The organism is Brevibacillus sp. 1238 (assembly GCF_029892995.1).
In the GTDB taxonomy this organism is placed as follows: domain Bacteria; phylum Bacillota; class Bacilli; order Brevibacillales; family Brevibacillaceae; genus Brevibacillus; species Brevibacillus parabrevis.
In genome coordinates this window covers 44,339-64,239 of record NZ_JARXWC010000007.1, presented here as the reverse complement: position 1 = coordinate 64,239, position 19,901 = coordinate 44,339, and the positions used below count along the sequence as shown (strand labels likewise).

The window sequence follows — 19,901 nt, the reverse complement described above, 5'->3', positions numbered from 1 at the left end:
TCAGTCTCCTCTACTGTTGTCCGATATTAATTCTCATTATCAATTATATGAAGTTATCTTCTTTTTAACATGGACGTATCCGACTGTTATTTGGAGATATAAGACTCTAGCAGCTGATCCATTTGATCCAGAAGCAGATCATGGGATAAAGAGGTATAGCAAGTGTAAAGATGCTGCCTTTGGTACATCGGATAAACAGATGAATTTCTGACTGCTTTCAACTCCTGCCAATCCGCTTGTCTAAACAATTGCTGGACTTCACGGTTGATCGCGTAATTCATCCTCTCTGATCCGTCGTGCCTATAGCTCGTCAAAATAATATGTTCCGGGTCGTACTGTTTCAATGCTTGTACATTCGTTTCCTGATAGTGGGCAATTTGTTCGACACCAGCAGGTACAGCAAGCTGTAGATCGCCATACAGGACAGTCCCGACGTTCCGTTTTCCGTAAATGCACATTTCCCCCGCTCCAATCCCTACAATCAGAAAGGTCTGGCCCTCGATTTTTTGTGCATATTTCCGCCGGATTCGCTCTGCTTTTTCCTCGTATTGCTCAAGCCATGCATTAGCGGCTGACGCCTTGCCTATTGCTTTGGCGATGGATTGCAGGTGAATACGCCAGTCCTGGTGATAAGGCAAGGTAATGGTTGGTGCTATCTGGTTGTATAATTGTTCCTTCAAAGACAAGTCTTCATGGGTATGTTCTCGCATGATGATCAATTCAGGACGCGCCTCTAATAGTTTTTCCAGTTCAGGGGTGCTCTGTCCGATGTTAATGGTGTCTTCCAGGCGATCTTCAATCGGGTATATATTATTTTTAACCGCAGCATAAGGCTGAACGTTCAAAGCTACCAGATGCCCGGTTGTTAAATGCTTTAACGAAGCAATCTTATCCGTCATCTTGATTTTATTGATGTAAAAAGTGGGCGACATGCCCGTCTCCAGCTTGAACTTGCGGCTAAAATAAAATTCGTCGCTATATCCTACTTGATGGGCGATTGTGCGAAACGACTCATTTGACAGCAAAAGCGATTGCTTCGCATGCTTGATTCTCACTTGATTTACATACTCGATCGGCGTTTTGCCGTACTTCTTTTTAAAAGCGCGTGAATAGTAATCCGGATTTAGACCAGCTAATGCTGCCAGGTGCTCTCTTGTAATTTCCGAAGCATAAAATTGCTCTATGTACTTGCGGGAATACTCGATGCCCTGCTCGGTAAGCCCATCCTTTTCTTCAGCTGACCCTGCCATTAGCTCCAGCAATAATTCCTGAAACTTGATATTGGCTTTCATTTGCTCCAACTGCATCGCCATTGCATGACTTTGCAGTTGTGCCAGCTCTTTCACGAGGTCGGTAATGCCGGCAAATGGCGATATTGGCACATTAGCAGGCAGGATCGGCGATAAATGAGGCTCATAATTATTGTTTTTCGGTGAGTAGCACGCAAATTGAAGTTCATAGCAGGATGAAGGCTGAGCAGCAGTTTCCGGCTTCCAGACGAAGGGAGTGTATGGCGCAGCATAGTGCATCTGAGCAGTCTCTTCACCGTTCCGGGATTGATGGACATATAGCAAGGCATGGTGTTCTCTACTCAGCGCTGCGGACAAACTCGCATCGTCCATTTGAATTACCTTGATTAATTTGAACAAATAAGAGCTTGTGTCCTCATGACCTTTATTTGTAAGGTTCGTCGTCCTCATCCATCTTTGCACCCCTTCACCAGATGATAACTATTCTCATTATATTCTTATGAATGTAGTGAAGGCTACGGCTATTTCGTCATTTGTGTTCGTTTTGGGAAGATAGGCTATCATGCAACTGACAGTTATAGTCGTGTCAAAAAGGTTGAGGTTCAGATACAGCGACACCGTAAGCACGAATCCGTAGTTCATTCTAATCGGCATTCTCCTCCTCATCTTCCTCATTCGAAGCCGACACTAGCAAGATCAGCGTCGATTCATGCCTGTTCCACTGCTGCCGTCATCTGATCACGCATAAATGTGATGTGCGCATAAGCCGATCAACGGTGGCCACACACAGCCCGCTCATGGTTGATTGGCGCCACGCACAAAAAACCGCACCTCCAACTGTTAGATGTTGTCCAGCGAATCAAAAAGGCACCCAATCGGATGCCGGAAAAGAAAGGAAGGGGTCATTGCGATTTGCCAAGCTTCACGCCAGCAACACTCGGCCCCTTATCATTTATAATTGCAGATTTTTCATTTGCGCGATCAGGTCGTCAACCGCTTTATCCACCAGGTAAGGGCCGTAGTTCCAGTTTTCGCGGGATACGTTGATGATGCGGCTGTTCTTGATCGCCGGGATTCCTTGATACATCGGCTCCTTAAAGCGCTCCAGCAAACCTGGCAATTCTGCCTCGGTCATCTGTGTAAAGAAGTTGTCGGCTGGTTCGGCTACAAATGCCTCGATCGAAAGCCCCGTGTCGCCGTCCTTGAACTTTTTCAGGTTCTTGGGCATTTCGAAGCCATAATCCTCATAAATCAGCTTGCCGAGCGTGCCATCCGTTCCCCCGATCAGAAACTCTCCTTCATAGAAAATGAAGCTCGTCGCCGTCGTGCCTGGTTTGATCTTCACGTCGATCTGGTCGCGAATGCGTTGCAGCTTTTCCTCAAACTTGGCGATCCACGCTTCCGCTTCCGTTTTGCGGTTCACAATGTCGCCCATCGTCCGCAACGTGTTCACGACATCTCGGTCTAACTGCTATCGAATATTTCTGTACGGGGTTATTCCCGAAAGCTTGCTATCACTTGTGATATAGTCCACCTGAATCGTTGTAGTCCATATTTTCCGGCCAAAGTAACTAGATAAAGAATCCGGATAATCTATCTCTCCGTGATACTATGAGGACCGCGTAAAGAGCGTAGGCAGCAGGGAGAGCAGCTTGACCCTCGTCCTCGCGTCCTCGTAGTTCCAACTCCTCTCGTCCAGCACATAGCTGAACCCGTCTTTCACGGCGGGGAGATTGTTCCAGATCGGGCCGTTCATGAACTCCTCCATCGCAGTCCTGGACTCGGCGCTTTCCGGGAGCATCATGAACACGCGATCTCCAGCGTAGTGATGGATGGTCTTGGCCGTGATTTCCTTGTAAGGCCTGCCTGATTTCATGATCTGCTGGACCTTGCCCGCAGGTCGGAATCCATCGGGATGATACAAGATGGCGGACAAACCGATATTCCCCATCACGAACAACCGCTTTCCCCGATGGAAGACGAACACGGAAGCCGTCTCCTCGGGCCGTATGAGCGGCCGAAGCTGACGCCACATCAGCAACGTATCGCTATTATGATGAAGAAGCCATTGCTGGGCTTCTTTTTTTCTGCCGAACCACTCGCCGAGCATGAGCATCCGGTCGTTCAGCGAACCGCGAGAATTGTAGGCGAGGGTGGGTGCGATCCGCGAAATTTGCGAATAGAGCTTCTCATCGGAATGATCGACGATAATTAAGTCCGGCGAGAGCTTGGAAGCAAGCTCCTGATCAAGCGGTGTATCTTTGCAGAAGAGCTGCTTCTCAATTAACGGAATACCCAGCGCGCTAATATCGCCCGCGGTTTCCCCGCAGTACAGAATCCGGTGCGGGTTGGAAGGGATTCGTACTTCGTGGCCGTTCCAATCTTTAACGAGAATGTTCTGTCTCATGGAGACGGCATATTGCCTGGGCGAGAAACCCGTCATGTGCCTGAAGCGCCGACTGAAATAGTATTCATCGGTAAAGCCGACAAGTTCAGCTATTTCCCGAAGGGGGCTCTCCGTGCGGATTAACAACTCTTTGGCGCAATTAATACGCAGCTCCGTCAAGTAATCGAGCGGGTTTTTTCCGGTCAGCTCTTTGAAAATCGACGTGAACTGCCACGAAGGAACATTGGCCATGCGCGCGAGCTGGACAACGGTGATCGGGTCCTGGAAGCTCGTTCGCATGTATTGGATCGCTTGCTCTACCGCTTGGGTGGGACCCTGCAACTGATCGCCCCCCATATTATGCTCCAGCAGAAAGGCAATGACCTCCTGGAACTGCAATTGTTGACGGTACGCCTCTATGCCGTGCCGGCTTGCATGGCCAACATACAACTGGGCCAACAATTCGTTCCATTGCGACTGCGGATAAACGCGAAGCTCTTGGCGGTCCGGGAATAAAGGTTGACTGTAAGGCTCAGCTTTGCCGTCCTCAATATGGAACACTCCAAAGGCGATCCGAAAATATTCGATTCGCCCATCGTCCATGCTCTCGAATTGGTAAACGGCGGCAGGCGGAAGTAGAAAAACACTGTCCGTCGAGAAGGCCGCGCTGAACGACTCCGTATAGATTCTCCCTTTACCACTCTTAAACACGAATAACGTATAACTTGAAGTAACTTCTTCGGCTAATACCGCGCCGGCGCCATGGTTGAGCAATTCGACATTTATATAATGAAACAACAAGGAATGCAGCGGTATAGGGACTGTCGGAGACGGAGTCATAGGACACCTTCTTTCCATATGTGAGAACGATTATCAATTGAGGACATTATAAATAAAAAAAAGAAGCTTTTCAACAAGCGTTGAAGAGCTTCTTCATGTTGGCTTTAGGTTTCGGGAGTTAATGATTCCCTTTTTGGTTTAACAATACTTTGGGCAATTCCGTAATCATCCATTCCCTCGATGTCGCATCGCTGTTTGCTTTCAAAATATCGAAGTCGTAGACCTTACCGCTCTTCACTGCGGGAAGATTCAGCCAAACTTCACTTGCACGAAGTTCTTTCGTGGAATCCTGCGCCGCAGAATCGACGGGATTCAGAATGAAGATACGGTCGGCCGCATATTTCGGAAGGAGTTCCGTGGATATCTCGATGAATCCGGTCTGCTGGTCGATTAATTCTTGAACGATCGGCAACGGTTTGAACCCGCCCTTTTCATACAAGAATTGAGGGAGGCCCGCCCCTGCCATTACGAAAAGACGATTGCCCGGGTACATCGTGAATACAGAGGCCGTTTCGCCCTCCTGTATGCCGTTTGCACGCAGGTTTGCCCACATATCCGCCGCTTTAACCGTATAAGCCGCCAACCATTCCTCCGCCTCTTGCTTCTTATTCAATAGATCGCCCAAGGTGCGCATCCGTACTTCCAGCGTATCGAACGTATTGAAGGTGACGGTGGGAGCCACCTTCGAAATCGCTTCGTATTGCTGTGTGTCGGAGTTAGAGAAAATAATGAGATCCGGGTTAAGCGTCAAAGCCTTCTCTACGTTCAGCGGAAATCCAACGTCCTGGGCAGCCGGCAGCCTGTCTTCCAACACAGTGCCCTCAATAGCCTGCTTCATGATTCCGATCGGTTCGACGCCAAGGGCAAGCAAATCCCCCGTCGTCTCTCCATGATAAATGACGCGCTGCGGTGTGACCGGAACTTCGACCTCATGCTTCGCCCAATCCGTGAACATACGAGTCGTTGCGGCAGACGCTTTCGCCGTTTCAGCGACAGGGCTAGGACTTGCCGATTGGCTTTCCTTCGCCTCGTTGTTGCCGCAGCCTAGCAATAGTCCCCCCATCAGCGCAAAAGTGCTTAATAGAACGAATGCTTTGGATCCTCGATGCATATAAGTTCTCCCCCGAAAATTATTAAAGAAAATGATAATCGTTATCAGTATAAAGGTAATCGTAATGGATAACTGTGCCGTACTCAATGGACAAACTAAAAATGGACGATTGATTTTGTCCAAGTTGTATGCGCGCATACGATTACATTAGTTGAAAATGATACGTAGAGCACCAGGCGAGCTGAGTTATGTCATCATATGAGATATTGTCCGCTAAATTCGTTTCGATATAATTCATGGCACTATTCACCTCTCCAACGAATCCATCGTTCTCTTTCCCTGAAGATCCATGCCCCGCAAGGCATTCCGCAAAAACGACCCCTTACTCATAGTAAGGTTCTCCGCGCTGTCTGTAACAGCAAGTTACGAAGGCCATCCTTTGCGGGGATGGCCTTCAAATGATATATATCTGATTTCCTTCCCGTAGCTGTGGCCTTGTACCCACCGCCTTAATTTTCCTCTTCTTGTATCGTTCGATTTTCAGTAAGCCGTACTTTATAAGACTCCCCCCATGCTTTCATTGACATAATGATCGGTTCCAAAGTCCTTCCGAAATCAGTAAGGGAGTATTCCACTCTCGGAGGAACCTCTTTATATATTTCGCGATGAATGACGCCATCCCGTTCAAGCTCTCTTAACTGCAATGTGAGCATAAACTGCGTTATTCCCGGATTGAGGCGCCTTAATTGATTGAATCTTTTCGTTCCGTTTAGGAGCTGATAGAGAATAATCCCCTTCCATTTTCCACCAATAACATCCAGCGTTGTTTCAACCGGACATGCTTGCATATCCGGACTTGCTCCATATTTATTTCTCCGGTCTCCCATCAGCTTATCCCCCAATGGTTTGATTTTTAATACTATACCATAAAAATATGCGTACTTACTTAAAGTAATTGCATCGATTTACAATGCAACTATACAACATTTCCTATTGAGAGGATGATACCCATGAATACTCACCAAAAGATGAAAGCTGTCGGTGCTTACCAATACCTCCCCATATCCAACCCGGAAAGCCTTATTGATCTGCACTTGGATAAACCAGAACCTACAGGCCGCGATTTGCTTGTACGTGTAAAAGCAATCTCAGTCAACCCTGCCGACGTAGGCGTTCGCGAAACACATAACTACGAAGCCGAGTCACCGAAAATTCTTGGTTGGGATGCCGCTGGAATCGTAGAACAGGTTGGTCCAGACTGCCAATTGTTTAAACCTGGGGACAAGGTTTATTATGCGGGCAGCGTGTCTCGTCCAGGCAGTAACAGTGAATTTCATTTGGTTGATGAACGTATTGTGGGAAATATGCCAAGAAGTTTGGATTTCGCAGCCGCCGCTGCATTACCGCTTACCTCGATAACTGCATGGGAGGGCCTGTTTGATCGTTTGGGAATTAGCGCAAATACAGGTGAAAACAAAAACATACTGATTATCGGTGCAGCTGGAGGAGTAGGATCGATTGCCATTCAACTTGCAAAAGCAGCAGGTTTGACCGTCATCGGTACGGCTTCACGTCCAGAGTCAATCCAATGGGTCAAAAATCTCGGTGCGGATTTTACCATAAACCACAACAACGCTTTTCACCCTCAACTCAAGGAAGTTGGCATTGACGCTGTAGATTATATCTTTTGCTTGAATGATACTGTTCAACATCTTGAAAACATGGCGGAAGTCATCGTGCCCCAAGGTAAAATTTGCTCGATCGTTCCTGTAAATAAGGCTACCTGGGCAGGGAGCCTGAAAATGGACTTGCTGTTTTCTAAGAGTGTAACATTTGTATGGGAGTTCATGTTTACACGGTCCTTGTTTCATACCAATGACATGATGAAACAACACGAATTGTTGAATGAACTGGCGAACTTAATCGACGATGGAAAAATAAAAACTACACTGACTGAACGACTGGAGCCTATTAATGCAGCAAACCTTCGTCTCGCGCATGAAAAGTTGGAATCCGGACGGACCATTGGGAAAATTGTTTTGGAAAAATTCTGATACTGCGAAGACGAAGTAGTCATGTTTGGTTCTAAATGGCGGTAATGTGAATAGACAGTTTTAAGGCCCCCTGGCTAATGTGGGGGCTTTTTGGGTATAAATGGTATGGTGTTGGGGAGACAAATTTTTCCTAATTCCGTCTCTGTAGAAACTTTCTTTACTTGTGGTATGGTTCACCGTATCATCGCTAATGCGAAATTACATCAATATGTCTAAATCGCTATCTGTCTTGGCTGCTTAGGCAACTTTGCTTTTTTTGCAGTAAGAAATGTATTAAAAAAAGAATCCGAGTTTTTTCTTAAAAACAACTCGGTTCCTTTCAAGTAGGAGGGATGTTAAGTTGGGTCATTCACCGTCTTTAATTTGTTTCCAATATGTCCTATAATACATTTTCGAGTAGTTTCATCTGGTATAAAGAAAATACGTCCTGCTCCAGGCGTCATCCTTAAATGCCAAGAAAAAACCCTATATTGCCCGTCGGGGCATAAGAAAGTATGTTCTTCTTTAAAGTGTTCTAGAGTTCTTTGACTTTCAGGGGTTACTTTAAAAGAAAATAACGAACTATCAAACCCACCTTCACTCCAAGCATTGAAGTATTCTTCAAGTTCAATTAATCTACCTTTTATTTGTTTGAGTATATGTTCACCTTTTCCGTACTCATACAATTGAGCTACAGCACGTTCACAAAACTCTAAAGACGGAAATAACTCCTCTAATGAATTTCTCCAATCTAACTGCTCAATATTTAACCATTTTCTTTGTTCGTAGTATGGTTTATGAAATTCGAAATGTGAAAAAGTGCTAATATGACGAATTTGAATTCTTTCTTCGTATAGTTCACCCTGAGAATCTAATTCAATAAAACTTGCTTCTACTGAATGTGTATTCCACTGTTCATGAGAAAACACACTAATCCCAACTCCATCTAAAAGAAACGCAACCCCTAACCCTCTGCTGTTAAATCCATTGTACATGAATTCAGAACTTACAAAATGATTATATAAATGTGATTCAGTGTGTGCATCGATGTATGGTTTCCTTGAAATCCTAGCTTTAAAAAATCTTTTGATTTCCCTGTCAACTTCGCTATCATTTAACCATTGTACTATCCTATAGTCGTTTGCCAATAACAAATGTAGAAAATCATCTGTAACTCTTAAGTCCTTACTTAATCCGTCACGAAATAAGTGTTGAATAATTTCTACGAAATTTCCCATCCTACTTCTTGCTTCGGCTAGACTATCTAATGGTTTGGAAAGGGATAACTCATTGAATACTAAGTCCAAATTTCCCTTCCCTCCTTTAATCAGTAATATTAAGTAGTTGGTCTAAGCTTTTATCCCACTCATCGAAGAAGTCTTCCGGCCAACTATCAATTCGACCATTCTTATCAATTTTTAAATTTTCGACTAAATGCAAAATATTTCCTTGTTTTTCTCGTTTTGCAAAGAAATTGATGGAAACGTTATCCGGTGATACATGTCCGCCGTGGATAGCCAATCTAATTCCATTAAGCACATGATCACTATGAGTTTCTGTAAGAATTTGAACTCCCCCCATTGAAGCAAGTCCCATTAACTTTCCAATTATGGACTGTCCTTTAGGGTGCAAATGTGCTTCTGGATTTTCAATTAGCAAAACTGTACCTGGCTTGGCAGCTAACAAGGCAACTAGAACAGGTAATGTATATGTTAATCCAAACCCTACATTTGTAGCTCTAAAAGTGTTACTCAAATCCCTATCGCCAGTAAATCGGTACCTTAGGCTAATAATATCCATATCTGTATGTTCACCAATAACAATCTTTGTACCCGGTGTTATTATGCTTAGCCAAGCATCGACTTGTGCTTTTAAATTGTCTGAAACACCTTCTGGATGAATGAGGTGATTATTTTGGATACTTTCATTTTGGAAAACAGAAAGGAAATGGGTGGTATACTCACCGTTTATCCCCAGGTTATTTTGTTGTTTTACTTTGTAATTAGACCGGTTGAAATATGTTCGTGGCCCAATTCTTTCTGCACTCAGGTACTGGAATTTTTCAGAGAAAATATCGATCATTTTGTTATCATAATTCGTTTCTCTGATTGGTAATAAATCTGCCGATTTTTCATAATCGAACACCCAGCTTATCTTCTCATCATTACGAAATTGCAATTCAATACCGATTTCTTCGCTTTCTGCATTCTCGTTTAGTAAGTCTTGACCAGTACCTAAGTATATTAAATCACCATTCAATGATAAACCCTGATTAAATATAGTACCTTGCAAATAAGACTGTCTTAACAAAAGAAGGGATTGAAGAATAGTCGATTTACCTGCTCCGTTTAATCCTGTAAATAATGTTAGAGGACCAAACTTTATAAATTGGTCTTGAAAACACTTTACATTTTTTAAACGAACTCCCGTTATCACGTTAACACTTCCCTTATTAGTTTCTCAACCTTTGAGAATCTGTATTGGACCCTTCGAGGGTCACCTGTTCCCTGAGAAATGGCACCATCAAAATTCTTATCTTTCATGAGGTTAATAAACTTTTCCTTTACTAAACCACTACAGCTAACAACCATCTCGCTTTGCTCGTCATTTAGACCGCCTAAATTAACTGACCAAGTATCATATAAAGCCTTATTAATTTGCTTTCGTGTATCACCAACGTTATATCTTTTCCGAAAAGCATCGTCACCAAATATCCTTATCGAATTAACCATGGCTTTTTTAAATTTTTCTTCTAACTGCTTTAATTCCTTCTCACTTTTTTTATTAAGAAGACTCATTGAGGAATTCAAAAAGTTTTCTAAATCCGGAGTATAATTTTGATAAGGCGTCATAGTAAAAGCTAAAAATCTCAACACAAAATCACGATCTTCCATTCTATCTGATTTAATAGAGTGGCAAGTGGCTTGTAAAAACTCTTCACTTCCTGCTAATTTTGTTAGGAAAGCAGATGCCACCCCTTGATTTAAAGCATGGCGAATTTCTTGAGGCGTCAAAGGAACCCCACCGGTATTGATTCTTTTGAAAATATTGTACTTTACTTCTTCAGGTGTTCCATCGTTTATAATAAAGGCAATTATTTGGGTTTCTTCAACCCTTCTTTGAATATGCCTTGGTAACTGATCGTAAGTAAAACCCTCAAATTGTGTAACATATTCCATGCTGTTCAGTCTTAAATCTTTATCAATAAAAAACCTCTTTAATGTAGTTAGGCGCTGAAGCCCATCAACAACTAACCAGTTATTGTCGTTACTGCCGTCAAAATAGAAAGCTGGTAAAGGAATTCTAATGATTAATGATTCAATCAACCTGCTCTGTTGTCCGACGTCCCATAACCCCCCTTTTCTTTGAAAGTCAGTTAAGAGATTTATTTCGTCTTCTTTCAATCTTTTAATGAGCAAATCAATTGTTAGTGATTTTTGAGTTATATCAATCTTTGCTGGATCGAATGGATTTGTTATTAACATATCGCTTGATTCATCTGTTTTTTCAACATCACTGCTTCTATAAAAATCATCAAGAGATAATTGGCCAGTAAGATTGGACATTCTTTCACCCCACTCAAAAGTTCTCTTATTAATTATAACCCTAGCTTATCTTCAAATACATATCTCCCATAAGCTATCTCACTTTAAATTTGCGTCACTTATGATAAGGCTCCCCCCGACTAATCCGAAACGCCCGATAAACCTGCTCCAACAACACCAACCGCACCAACTGATGCGGAAACGTCATCTTTGAAAACGACAACAGCGCATCCGCACGCTTCAGAACCGTGTCTGCCAGTCCCAACGATCCGCCGATCACAAATGCCACCTGGCTGCGCCCATGCAGAGCCAGCCTGTCCAGTTCCGCCGACAGCTTTTCCGATGACCACATCTGTCCCTCGATCGCCAGCGCGATTACGTACTGGTCCTGCTTGATCTGCGCCAGGATGCGCTCGCCTTCTTTGCGCTTCACCTGCTCCATTTCGGCGGCGCTCATTTCTTCCGGAGCCTTTTCGTCGCTGACTTCGATTACTTGCAGCTTGCAGTAGGCAGACAGGCGCTTGCTGTACTCGTCGATGCCTTCGCGCAAATATTTTTCCTTTAGTTTGCCTACCGTAATGATTGTGATTTGCACGATCGTCTACATTCCTTTCTCTTTCAAAAGCGCAATCTGGCCTGGCTCGCCGCATACTCGGCAGCGCTTGTCTGCTGCATCGTCGTCAATTGCTTTTGCTGGATAGGTGTCCGGCGCTGCCTCGAAGTCGTTTACGTAGTCGTCCAGCTCCTGCTCCACATGCTCCATGCAAGAAAACCGCACCGGAAATCCCGCCTCCAACTCCACCTTTTGTCCATCTATTTGAATGCTCTCCATCATTTTGCCTTTGTCCATGTCCATTGCCTCTTTTCCGCGCATTTTCATGTCGTTTCCTATTCTACCCCAGAACGCCCGCAAAACAAATCCATCTGCTTCGAACCGAGCTAAGCTGACTTGTCATCGTGGACGCTCCGTCACGTCATAACCTAGCCCGTAGCCCGCGCCAGAGCACTGGACTCCCAGCACCTCCTGAACCATAAATAAAGATGCACGGAAGAACGCGAAGATACCCCAGCACAAACATGTTAAACAGCAAAAAAAGAGAGCGCCGATCTCAGCTCGACGCTCTTCAATGAAGGGATCTATTTAAAAATAGATAGAGGGGGGAACATATATGCAAACGGGACAAATTCGTCCCGGAATTGCCACCAATGATTGCTCGTCTTGCGGGCTTTTCATGCCGCCACAAGCCACCAGCACCAACATACTGCCTTCTTGCCGCAACGCTTACACTCACACGGCCTGGCTTACATATGCCATCTGTCTGTCTCGCTTGAAAGAGGAACGGCATCCGGCTTACATCTACCATCCGTCTCTCCTCGCTTGAAAGAGGAACGGCATCAGCTTACATCTACCATCCGTCTGTCCTCGCTTGAAAAAGGAGCGGCATCCGGCATACGTAAGCCATCAGCCGCCATAGCAAGCGCGGGTCATTTCACGAGTCATTCCAATCGATGCTTTGCCTCTACTTACTGCGGTGTTTTCGTCAACTTAACTGTAGCTGTCTTCTTAACACCATCGCGATAGTAAGTGATGACCACCGAATCGCCTGGCTTTTTGTTCAAGGTCAAGAATTTGCGCAACTGGGCGCCATTCGAGATGTCCTTGTTGTCCAGCTTGACGATGACGTCATATTGCTTCAGGCCGACTTGCCCTGCTGGGGAGAATTTGCCTACTTCGCCTTGAACCACTACCCCTGCCTGCACATCGTCCGGCAGATTCAGTGTTTCTTTCCAATGCACTCGCGGCACGTTTGTCAGGTCGAATGGCTGCACGCCGAGGTAAGCGCGCTCCAGCTTGCCTTTTTCCATCAGTTCGCTGACGATGACTTTTACATCATTGATTGGGAGGGCAAAGCCCAAGCCTTCCACGCCTTCTTTGGAAATCTTCAAGGTGTTGATCCCGATGACCTGGCCTTCGATGTTGACCAGTGCGCCCCCGCTATTGCCCGGGTTGATCGCGGCATCCGTTTGCAAAACGTCCAGCTCCCAGTCGTCCTGGCCGTCTTCGTTAAAGTCCATTGGCATCGAGCGTTCCAGCGAGCTGATGATACCTTGCGTCACGGTGCGGGAAAACTTCATTCCCAGCGGGTTCCCGATCGCGATGGCCGGCTCGCCTACTTGCAGCGTGGAGGAATCCCCAAGCTCAGCTACTGTCGTTACTTTCGCTCCATCGATCTCCAGAACAGCCAAGTCAGCGTACGGGTCGGCACCCAAAACCTTCGCGTCTACCTTTTCACCAGTTGGCAAAGCAATTTGCAGCTTCTGCGCCTGATCGATTACGTGGTAGTTGGTGATGATGTGGGCTTTTCCGCCCTTTTTCTCGAAAATGACGCCAGAGCCTTCGCCCTGCTCGACATCTTGTGTATTGCTGAACCAGTTGGTTCGAGTTCGTCCGATATTAATCACGCCGACTACTGCGTTCTCCACTTTTTTCACTGCGTTGACTGTACCCGTTTCCACCTTTACAGAGACAGGCTGGGCAAACAGGTTGGCTGCCGGGTTGCTCATGACATTCGTTGTCCCTGGCTTGACCATGTTGATATATCCGGAGTTGGAGAGAGTCGGCAGCATGAGCAGGACGACCATTCCCCCAATCACCGCTGACGTTACTGACGTCAGAACAGTACGACCGATTGAACCGCTTCGTTTTTTCCGCTCCACATGAGTCAAATCATCATAGTACCCCATGATTCACACTCTCCTTCTTCCTCTACTAATACTAGGGTTACAGGTTTGCGTTACTCCTATACACCTGTATCACAGGTTTGCATGTATGAGTTCTGGTTGACTGCTTCCTTTTGACACCCTTAGTATACGTCTTGGTTTCGGCAAAATCGCGTGAGAAATATGGAAAGGTTGTGGAATGCAAAAAGCCCTCGGAATATTTCACCGAGAGCCCGGATATGCTAGATTAGAAGCTTTTTACGACCCCATCCAATATGAAAGGGTTGATAGATATGAAAGAGGTACAGATCATCGCCAAGCTTGCCGATCTGCAAGAAACCGATTACCACAACACGCTTGTCCTGCACGCTCTCATCGATATCCTCGTTGCCAAAGGCTTGCTGACACATGACGAACTGACAGAAAAAGTGAACGAGCTGGATAGTCAACTGAGCTTTCAACTCGATACGATCGCCCAGCTTTCGAACGCCATCAGCCGTCGCCAAACCCAGACCAAACCGCTCCTATAGCTCTTCCAGCTTGGTCGGCCGATCAGGGTATGTATCGCGCAAATGCACATCGTTGCCGACCGCCAGACCTTTTTCCTCCAAAATGTTTTTCACCGTCAGTCTGGCGAGGTCGATCATGTTGTTCTCCTTGCTCAAGTGAGCCAAATACACTCGCTCTGCTCCCCCTGTGAGACAATCGATCAGGGCGTCGCCTGCCGCTTCATTGGACAAGTGGCCCACATCACTCAAAATGCGCCGCTTGATGCTCCACGGATATTGCGACATGCGCAGCAGCTCCACATCGTGGTTGGATTCAAATACATACGCATCCGCACCGCGAATCGTCTCCTTGATCCGATCGCTGACATAGCCCAGGTCTGTTGCGACACTCAGCTTTTTTTTGCCATGGTAAAAGCAAAAGCCCATCGGCTCCGCCGCATCGTGCGAGATGCCAAACGATTCAATGCCCAAATCCTCAAGCTCTTGCTTCTCTCCTACGGCAAAGAGCCGCTTCTGGTCTTCCTTGATCGTGCCGATCTGCCCGTTCAGCTCTGCCCACGTTTTTTCATTGGCGTAAATCGGCAGATCGTATCGCCTCGCCATCACTCCGACCCCTTTGATATGGTCGACGTGCTCGTGCGTAACGAGAATCGCACTCAAATCGGCTGGATTGACGCCGATCGTCTGAAGCGCCGCCTCTGCCTGTTTGCCCGTAATCCCCACATCGATCAGCACGGAAACACGATCTGTCGCTACGTAAATGGCATTGCCTGTGCTCCCGCTTGCCAACACACTAAATCTCACCGAACATCCCTCTTCCCGTAACTTTCCCTGACAGTCTGTCTATATCTGCTACCTGTTCGTAACCATCGCGCGCTCCAGAGCACCTGTGAACGCATTGACAAAATGCTGCTTGCCGTCGTGAATGACTCGCCATACCGGAGCAAGCGCCTGAATGTCCGCGTCATATGAACCGTAATAGCCCAAGCTGACATTCTCAATCCGTTCTCCCGGCTGAATGATTTTCTTTTCCACCATCGACTGCAATGCTTTGTAGCCGGAGATGACCTGGCGCACGCCTTTTTGTTCCCGTACATGGAAAAAGGTTTGCCTGTATCCCAAAATCGTCCCGCTTTCCAAGTACACTTCCAAAGGGGCAATGTAGATCGGCATCTTTTCGTGAACTTGCCAGTACAGCAGACGTGATTGGTTCGACTGGTACGAATCCGGCCCGTACTGATCGGCGTACATCAGTTTTGGCCCGATCTGACGCAGCAACTCATTTGGCGTCAGCTGACCGCGAAGCTGAATCGGCGGATCAAGTCTTGCCGCAAGCGACATCTTTTCCACCGTAGCTTGAATCCCTGGTAAATCATGCAGGTTAATCGGATTAATCCCGACGTATTCAGCGTCCAAATAAGCCATCTCGGGCGTTTCCTGAGGCACTTCCGTGTCCAGGGAAATATTTTGCTGGTTGAGATACATCTCCATATTCCACTTCTCGCCCTGCGCCACTTCCTTGTCATTCCACAAGCTGATGCGCGTCACGTACACCTGGTAGCACAGAAACAGATCGAGCAGCAGGAAGGCCCAGATCAGAATGGTCTTGGTTCTACTCCAATCCATGCGTCTCTCCCCCTCCCTGCTGCACCCGTGCGAGAATATAGAGATTCCCCTGATTCGCCAGCTCGACGATCCAGGTTGGGATCAAGTCGACATAACCGTTTCCGATGACCGTTTGATAGGCGAGATACGCATTGGTGATTTGCTCCGTATCCGCCAGTTTTTTGTCCCTGATCAACTGATACAGCTCCGGTCCCGACAGGATGGTCTGCTCGCTGTTGCCAATATATTTGTCCAAATCGAGCAGAGAGCGATTCATTGTCACAACTTGTCCCGCTTCCGAAGTAATCTGGATCGTATCAATCTGAATCGGCACACTTGTGCTGACCAACGGATAGGCGCCTACATACTGCCGGAACGTAATCAGGTCCTTTTCATTGTAGCTTTTTTTAATCCGCTCAAAATGAAAGTCATCGAGCCATCCGAGATGCTTGTTGATAAAAGTAACTGCACCTTGGACTTTTTCCTCGTCAGACAACTCTTGCGCCCGCTGCTGGTAAGCCGGGTCTGTAAAAGTAATCGCCTGCTGCTCTGCCCTCAACTGAATGGATCTGCTTCCGTCTGTAAAAATAACCGTCTTGTCCCGCTCCATGATTTGCCTCACCAGCGACTGGTCGATAAAATACGCTTCCATCAGACGATCGTTGGTGACTGGCACATAGCTGTAGCGGAATTGCTGCATGCGCGACTGATTTTTCGGCAAATAATACGTACTCCAAATCGGCGCTGGTCCTTCAATCGCTGTAAAAGTTCGCTCCGGTTTGACCACCTTCATGATTTGCTCCGGCATGGAGCTTCCGGAAGCCAGATACGACTCTCGCAAATCTTTCGGACTGATCGACGTGCGGGAACGCATCATGCGGCCTTCCTCTGTGGAGAGAAATAGCGCATAGACGACATCCTCGTCTTTTTCGTAGTACAGCCAAATCCGGTCGATTCCTTTGATTTCGCGGTCATACTCGTCGCGAAACGTTACCAAGCGGCCAACAATCGACAAAGGAATCGTGCTGCGAAAGCGAACCTCGATCCCTAACTTTTCCCGGGCAATTTCCCCCCACTTGTCATTCGACAACGCATACGGAGAAAAATCGAGAAAAATCCACTTGGACATCTCACTCACGATCAAGCTGTACGGAGCATCCGTGGCGACTGCCCGCGTATGGCGTTCTTCCCCGTAATGAAAGACCACCGACTCCGGAGTGACCAGTTGCTCCAACGTCTTTTCCTTGACGGGCTTGGACTCTGTATATTGTGCAGGCTCGATAAATTGCAAATTGGGCTGGTTCGCCCACAGCATCGCTGTCAGGCAAAAACTGGACACTACCAGCACGATAAGCAAGACGGTCTTGGCAGGCTCCAGCATCCGCTTCATCCCGCACTACCTCCTTGGGCAAATGGGACCCAGAACGTCACCGTCGTCCCCACGTTCCATTCGCTGGTAATCTCGATATCTGCGCCATGGGCCTGTACCAGTTCACGAGCGATAGCCAGTCCCAGACCAGTACCTCCCTGTCCCCGCGAGCGGGCTTTGTCCACCCGATAGAACCGTTCGAAAATCCGCTTCAAATCACGGGCAGGTATCCCGATCCCTGTATCGCTGATGGAGATTTGCACACGGTTCAGGCTGCGGTTTTCTTTGGCAGAGAGCACGACCGTGCCGCCTTGGGACGTATACTTGATCGCATTGGACAATAAATTGTCCAGTACCTGATTGATCGCATCCAGGTCGATGTAAACAGGCGGGAGCTTGCTCGGCACATCAACGGCAAGCTGAACTTCCTGCTGCTCGCTGAAGATGGAAAAGCGATCCGCCGCATAGCGCAACAGCCGGCCGAGGTCCGCCTCCTTGCAATGCAGGCGCACACCTTGGGAGTCGAAGCGACTTAGCTGCAACAAGTCGTTGACCAGACGGATCATCCGCTCCGTCTCGGACATGGTGACTTTCAAGAAGCGATTGGACAGATCAGGCTCGTCCACCGCACCATCCAGCAAAGCTTCTACATAGCTTTTGATCGTCGTCAGTGGAGTGCGCAGCTCGTGCGATACGTTGGCGACGAACTCCCTGCGCTGTTGCTCCAGCCGCTGCTGCTCTGTTACGTCTGCCACTACTGCGATGATTCCGCCCTTTTTGCCGCTGTCGTGCTGCAACGGCGTAAACGTCACGCGCAAAATAACTTCTTCCTGATTGGGCAGGCGCATTTCAATGAAGAGCGGCTCCTCCTGGGCGTACAACGACATTTCGTCCTCAGGGGGAAGCCCCAGCAAATCAGCCAACGTTCTCTTTTTGCGCAGGACGTCAGCCATTCGCACTTGCAGCATCTCTTCCGCAGCGCGGTTGAACAAAATAATCTGATCGCTGCGGTTGGCCGCAATCACGCCGTCTGTCATGTTGCTCAAAATACCGGCGAGCTTTTCTCGCTCTTCTTCCTGCTGCAAAATCGCTTCCTGCAACCGCAGCGTCATATGGTTGAAAGCCATCCCCAGTTGTCCGATCTCGTCGTCGCTGTACACGCGCACACTGCTGTTAAAATCACCATCGGCAACAAGCCTGGCCTGCTTCGTCATTTCCTTGATCGGCTTCGTAATGGTCCGGGCGAGCACCACGCCAAGCACCGCTGTGATGACGAGCGCAAACATCGTGCCCGTCGCCAAGATCCCGTTCATTTTGCGAATCGTCGTATAGGTTCCTTCCATGGAAGCCATCATGTAGACAGCGCCGTAGACAATCTGATCGCCTTTTACGGGCAGTACCAGCACTTTGACTCGCGCTCCGGTCCGCGGATCAATCCGCATCGATTCACTGCGCGTTCCGAGCAATGCCACCGTAACTTCCGGCTGCGAGGTACGCTGGCCGATCGTGCTCTTGTCCTCTGTCGTGCTGACCACCGTTCCCGTCTGGTCAATGACTTGGACGTTGGCACCGTTTATTTTCACCAGGTTGTTGATGAGATTGTCGATGTCCTGGCGATTTTGCTCCACGCTCGGTTCTTTTCCGTCACGCGGCCGCAAATCGCTTTCCAGGAGACTCGCCAACAGACTCGCTTGAGCATTCAAAGCCTCTGAAAAGTTATTTATGTAATAGCTTTCCACTTCCCGAGCGAAATAAGCGCCGATGAACTGCATAGCAAGCAGGATCAGCAGCATGTAGATGACGACCATTTTCCACTGGATCGTTTTAAACAGCCGCCTCATCATCCAGGCGTGCCTCCCACTCCGGGATTGCGCATCGTGTAGCCCAAGCCGCGACGAGTGATAATGTACTTCGGCTGGCTAGGATCGTCCTCGATCTTTTCACGCAAGCGGCGAATCGTAACGTCCACTGTCCGCACATCGCCAAAATAGTCAAAGCCCCAAACAGACTGAAGCAGGTGCTCCCGCGTCATCACCTGTCCCTGGTGGCGGGCCAAGTACATCAGCAGCTCAAACTCGCGGTGAGTCAAATCCAGCAGCTCTCCCACTTTTTCCACCGTGTAGGAATTTAAATCGATCTCCAGCTCGTGTACCCGCAACAGATGCTGGCTGTCTTTCTCTTCGGCTTTCGGACGATTGCGGCGCAAGTGAGCCTTCACCCGTGCCACCAGCTCGCGCGTACTGAAAGGCTTCGTGACGTAATCGTCCGCCCCCAGCTCCAATCCAAGCACCTTGTCCAGCTCCGAGTCCTTGGCTGTCAGCATGATAATCGGGATATCATGTGTTTGACGGACAGCGCGGCATACATCCATCCCGTCCCTGCCAGGCAGCATGACATCCAGCAAAATCAGGTCCGGTCTCTCATCCTGCACGACAACGAGCGCTTCATCGCCATCGTAGGCGCACACCACCTGGTACCCTTCTTTTTCAAAAGTGAACTTCAATATATCTGCAATCGGCTTTTCATCATCTACCACGAGGAGTTTTGCCATCCCGCTCCCTCCTTTTCCTTATAACAATTCCACTTCGCACA

The 19,901-nt window shown here is 47.5% G+C and carries 19 protein-coding genes; 3 read left to right on the top strand and 16 right to left on the bottom strand.

Going from position 1 to position 19,901, the window contains the following annotated elements; genetic code table 11:
- Positions 1 to 86 precede the first annotated feature (86 nt).
- The 5 genes from M2298_RS17380 to M2298_RS17360 all read right to left on the bottom strand — a co-directional run bounded on the left by M2298_RS17380 (position 87) and on the right by M2298_RS17360 (position 6,414).
- Positions 87 to 1,700: a helix-turn-helix domain-containing protein gene (locus M2298_RS17380; protein ID WP_280648781.1), complete on the bottom strand. Its 1,614-nt coding sequence runs from the start codon at positions 1,698 to 1,700 to the stop codon at positions 87 to 89.
- A 502-nt stretch (positions 1,701 to 2,202) separates the two neighbouring features.
- On the bottom strand, positions 2,203 to 2,703 hold the full coding sequence (locus M2298_RS17375; protein ID WP_280648780.1) for an ABC transporter substrate-binding protein: 501 nt from the start codon (positions 2,701 to 2,703) through the stop codon (positions 2,203 to 2,205).
- Between the two features lie 156 nt (positions 2,704 to 2,859).
- Positions 2,860 to 4,347 carry a helix-turn-helix domain-containing protein gene (locus M2298_RS17370; protein ID WP_280648779.1) on the bottom strand — a complete coding sequence of 496 codons (1,488 nt, stop codon included), beginning with the start codon at positions 4,345 to 4,347 and terminating at the stop codon, positions 2,860 to 2,862.
- 247 nt (positions 4,348 to 4,594) lie between these two features.
- Positions 4,595 to 5,587, bottom strand: coding sequence for an ABC transporter substrate-binding protein (locus M2298_RS17365; protein WP_173597206.1), 993 nt, complete (start codon positions 5,585 to 5,587; stop codon positions 4,595 to 4,597).
- Positions 5,588 to 6,036: 449 nt separating this feature from the next.
- On the bottom strand, positions 6,037 to 6,414 hold the full coding sequence (locus M2298_RS17360; protein WP_122962262.1) for a winged helix-turn-helix transcriptional regulator: 378 nt from the start codon (positions 6,412 to 6,414) through the stop codon (positions 6,037 to 6,039).
- A gap of 123 nt (positions 6,415 to 6,537) precedes the next feature.
- Between M2298_RS17360 and M2298_RS17355 the strand changes: the two genes are divergently transcribed.
- A complete protein-coding gene (locus tag M2298_RS17355) occupies positions 6,538 to 7,581 on the top strand; it encodes a zinc-binding alcohol dehydrogenase family protein (protein WP_217021984.1) in 1,044 nt (347 codons plus the stop codon).
- Positions 7,582 to 7,916: 335 nt separating this feature from the next.
- On the opposite strand, the gene M2298_RS17350 is transcribed toward M2298_RS17355, so the two are convergent.
- The 5 genes from M2298_RS17350 to M2298_RS17330 form a co-directional block, all read right to left on the bottom strand.
- On the bottom strand, positions 7,917 to 8,867 hold the full coding sequence (locus M2298_RS17350; protein ID WP_122962260.1) for a hypothetical protein: 951 nt from the start codon (positions 8,865 to 8,867) through the stop codon (positions 7,917 to 7,919).
- 16 nt (positions 8,868 to 8,883) lie between these two features.
- Entirely contained in the window at positions 8,884 to 9,996 is a 1,113-nt protein-coding gene (locus tag M2298_RS17345) for an AAA family ATPase (RefSeq protein ID WP_122962259.1), read from the bottom strand.
- Entirely contained in the window at positions 9,993 to 11,126 is a 1,134-nt protein-coding gene (locus tag M2298_RS17340) for a DUF262 domain-containing protein (RefSeq protein WP_122962258.1), read from the bottom strand. The genes M2298_RS17345 and M2298_RS17340 overlap by 4 nt, the downstream gene beginning before the upstream one ends.
- A gap of 94 nt (positions 11,127 to 11,220) precedes the next feature.
- Positions 11,221 to 11,700, bottom strand: coding sequence for a 23S rRNA (pseudouridine(1915)-N(3))-methyltransferase RlmH (gene rlmH / locus M2298_RS17335; protein ID WP_063231642.1), 480 nt, complete (start codon positions 11,698 to 11,700; stop codon positions 11,221 to 11,223).
- A 6-nt stretch (positions 11,701 to 11,706) separates the two neighbouring features.
- Positions 11,707 to 11,955, bottom strand: a complete 249-nt coding sequence (locus M2298_RS17330; protein ID WP_242773407.1) for a CxxH/CxxC protein — start codon at positions 11,953 to 11,955, stop codon at positions 11,707 to 11,709.
- A 319-nt stretch (positions 11,956 to 12,274) separates the two neighbouring features.
- On the opposite strand from M2298_RS17330, the gene M2298_RS17325 reads away from it, so the two are divergent.
- Complete coding sequence (locus tag M2298_RS17325; RefSeq protein WP_173597203.1) at positions 12,275 to 12,487, top strand: hypothetical protein; 213 nt, start codon at positions 12,275 to 12,277, stop codon at positions 12,485 to 12,487.
- Between the two features lie 142 nt (positions 12,488 to 12,629).
- Here M2298_RS17325 and M2298_RS17320 read toward each other — a convergent pair whose 3' ends face one another.
- Entirely contained in the window at positions 12,630 to 13,850 is a 1,221-nt protein-coding gene (locus M2298_RS17320) for a S1C family serine protease (RefSeq protein ID WP_122962257.1), read from the bottom strand.
- Between the two features lie 269 nt (positions 13,851 to 14,119).
- On the opposite strand from M2298_RS17320, the gene M2298_RS17315 reads away from it, so the two are divergent.
- Positions 14,120 to 14,356, top strand: coding sequence for a hypothetical protein (locus M2298_RS17315; RefSeq protein WP_173597202.1), 237 nt, complete (start codon positions 14,120 to 14,122; stop codon positions 14,354 to 14,356).
- Here the strand turns inward: M2298_RS17315 and M2298_RS17310 are convergent.
- Genes M2298_RS17310 through yycF form a run of 5 tightly spaced genes read right to left on the bottom strand, consistent with a single transcriptional unit; the run spans position 14,351 to position 19,860 of the window.
- Positions 14,351 to 15,139 carry an MBL fold metallo-hydrolase gene (locus M2298_RS17310; protein ID WP_063231647.1) on the bottom strand — a complete coding sequence of 263 codons (789 nt, stop codon included), beginning with the start codon at positions 15,137 to 15,139 and terminating at the stop codon, positions 14,351 to 14,353. The genes M2298_RS17315 and M2298_RS17310 overlap by 6 nt on opposite strands.
- Positions 15,140 to 15,187: 48 nt before the next feature.
- Positions 15,188 to 15,961 (bottom strand): two-component system regulatory protein YycI, encoded by a 774-nt coding sequence (locus tag M2298_RS17305; protein WP_122962254.1) that lies wholly within the window; start codon positions 15,959 to 15,961, stop codon positions 15,188 to 15,190.
- A complete protein-coding gene (locus M2298_RS17300; protein ID WP_217021981.1) occupies positions 15,948 to 17,330 on the bottom strand; it encodes a YycH family regulatory protein in 1,383 nt (460 codons plus the stop codon). The genes M2298_RS17305 and M2298_RS17300 overlap by 14 nt, the downstream gene beginning before the upstream one ends.
- Complete coding sequence (gene walK, locus M2298_RS17295; protein WP_122962398.1) at positions 17,327 to 19,150, bottom strand: cell wall metabolism sensor histidine kinase WalK; 1,824 nt, start codon at positions 19,148 to 19,150, stop codon at positions 17,327 to 17,329. Before walK ends, M2298_RS17300 begins: the two co-directional genes overlap by 4 nt.
- A complete protein-coding gene (gene yycF / locus M2298_RS17290) occupies positions 19,150 to 19,860 on the bottom strand; it encodes a response regulator YycF (RefSeq protein WP_122962252.1) in 711 nt (236 codons plus the stop codon). Before yycF ends, walK begins: the two co-directional genes overlap by 1 nt.
- Between the last annotated feature and the right edge of the window lie 41 nt (positions 19,861 to 19,901).

Bases quoted from the DNA above. Each gene is read 5' to 3' on its own strand.
- yycF (WP_122962252.1), bottom strand. From the start codon at position 19,860: ATGGCAAAACTCCTCGTGGTAGATGATGAAAAGCCGATTGCAGATATA.
- M2298_RS17325 (WP_173597203.1), top strand. From the start codon at position 12,275: ATGCAAACGGGACAAATTCGTCCCGGAATTGCCACCAATGATTGCTCG.
- M2298_RS17330 (WP_242773407.1), bottom strand. From the start codon at position 11,955: ATGGACAAAGGCAAAATGATGGAGAGCATTCAAATAGATGGACAAAAG.
- M2298_RS17320 (WP_122962257.1), bottom strand. From the start codon at position 13,850: ATGGGGTACTATGATGATTTGACTCATGTGGAGCGGAAAAAACGAAGC.
- M2298_RS17305 (WP_122962254.1), bottom strand. From the start codon at position 15,961: ATGGATTGGAGTAGAACCAAGACCATTCTGATCTGGGCCTTCCTGCTG.
- M2298_RS17340 (WP_122962258.1), bottom strand. From the start codon at position 11,126: ATGTCCAATCTTACTGGCCAATTATCTCTTGATGATTTTTATAGAAGC.
- M2298_RS17315 (WP_173597202.1), top strand. From the start codon at position 14,120: ATGAAAGAGGTACAGATCATCGCCAAGCTTGCCGATCTGCAAGAAACC.
- M2298_RS17365 (WP_173597206.1), bottom strand. From the start codon at position 5,587: ATGCATCGAGGATCCAAAGCATTCGTTCTATTAAGCACTTTTGCGCTG.
- M2298_RS17380 (WP_280648781.1), bottom strand. From the start codon at position 1,700: ATGAGGACGACGAACCTTACAAATAAAGGTCATGAGGACACAAGCTCT.
- M2298_RS17300 (WP_217021981.1), bottom strand. From the start codon at position 17,330: ATGAAGCGGATGCTGGAGCCTGCCAAGACCGTCTTGCTTATCGTGCTG.
- M2298_RS17360 (WP_122962262.1), bottom strand. From the start codon at position 6,414: ATGGGAGACCGGAGAAATAAATATGGAGCAAGTCCGGATATGCAAGCA.
- walK (WP_122962398.1), bottom strand. From the start codon at position 19,150: ATGAGGCGGCTGTTTAAAACGATCCAGTGGAAAATGGTCGTCATCTAC.
- M2298_RS17355 (WP_217021984.1), top strand. From the start codon at position 6,538: ATGAATACTCACCAAAAGATGAAAGCTGTCGGTGCTTACCAATACCTC.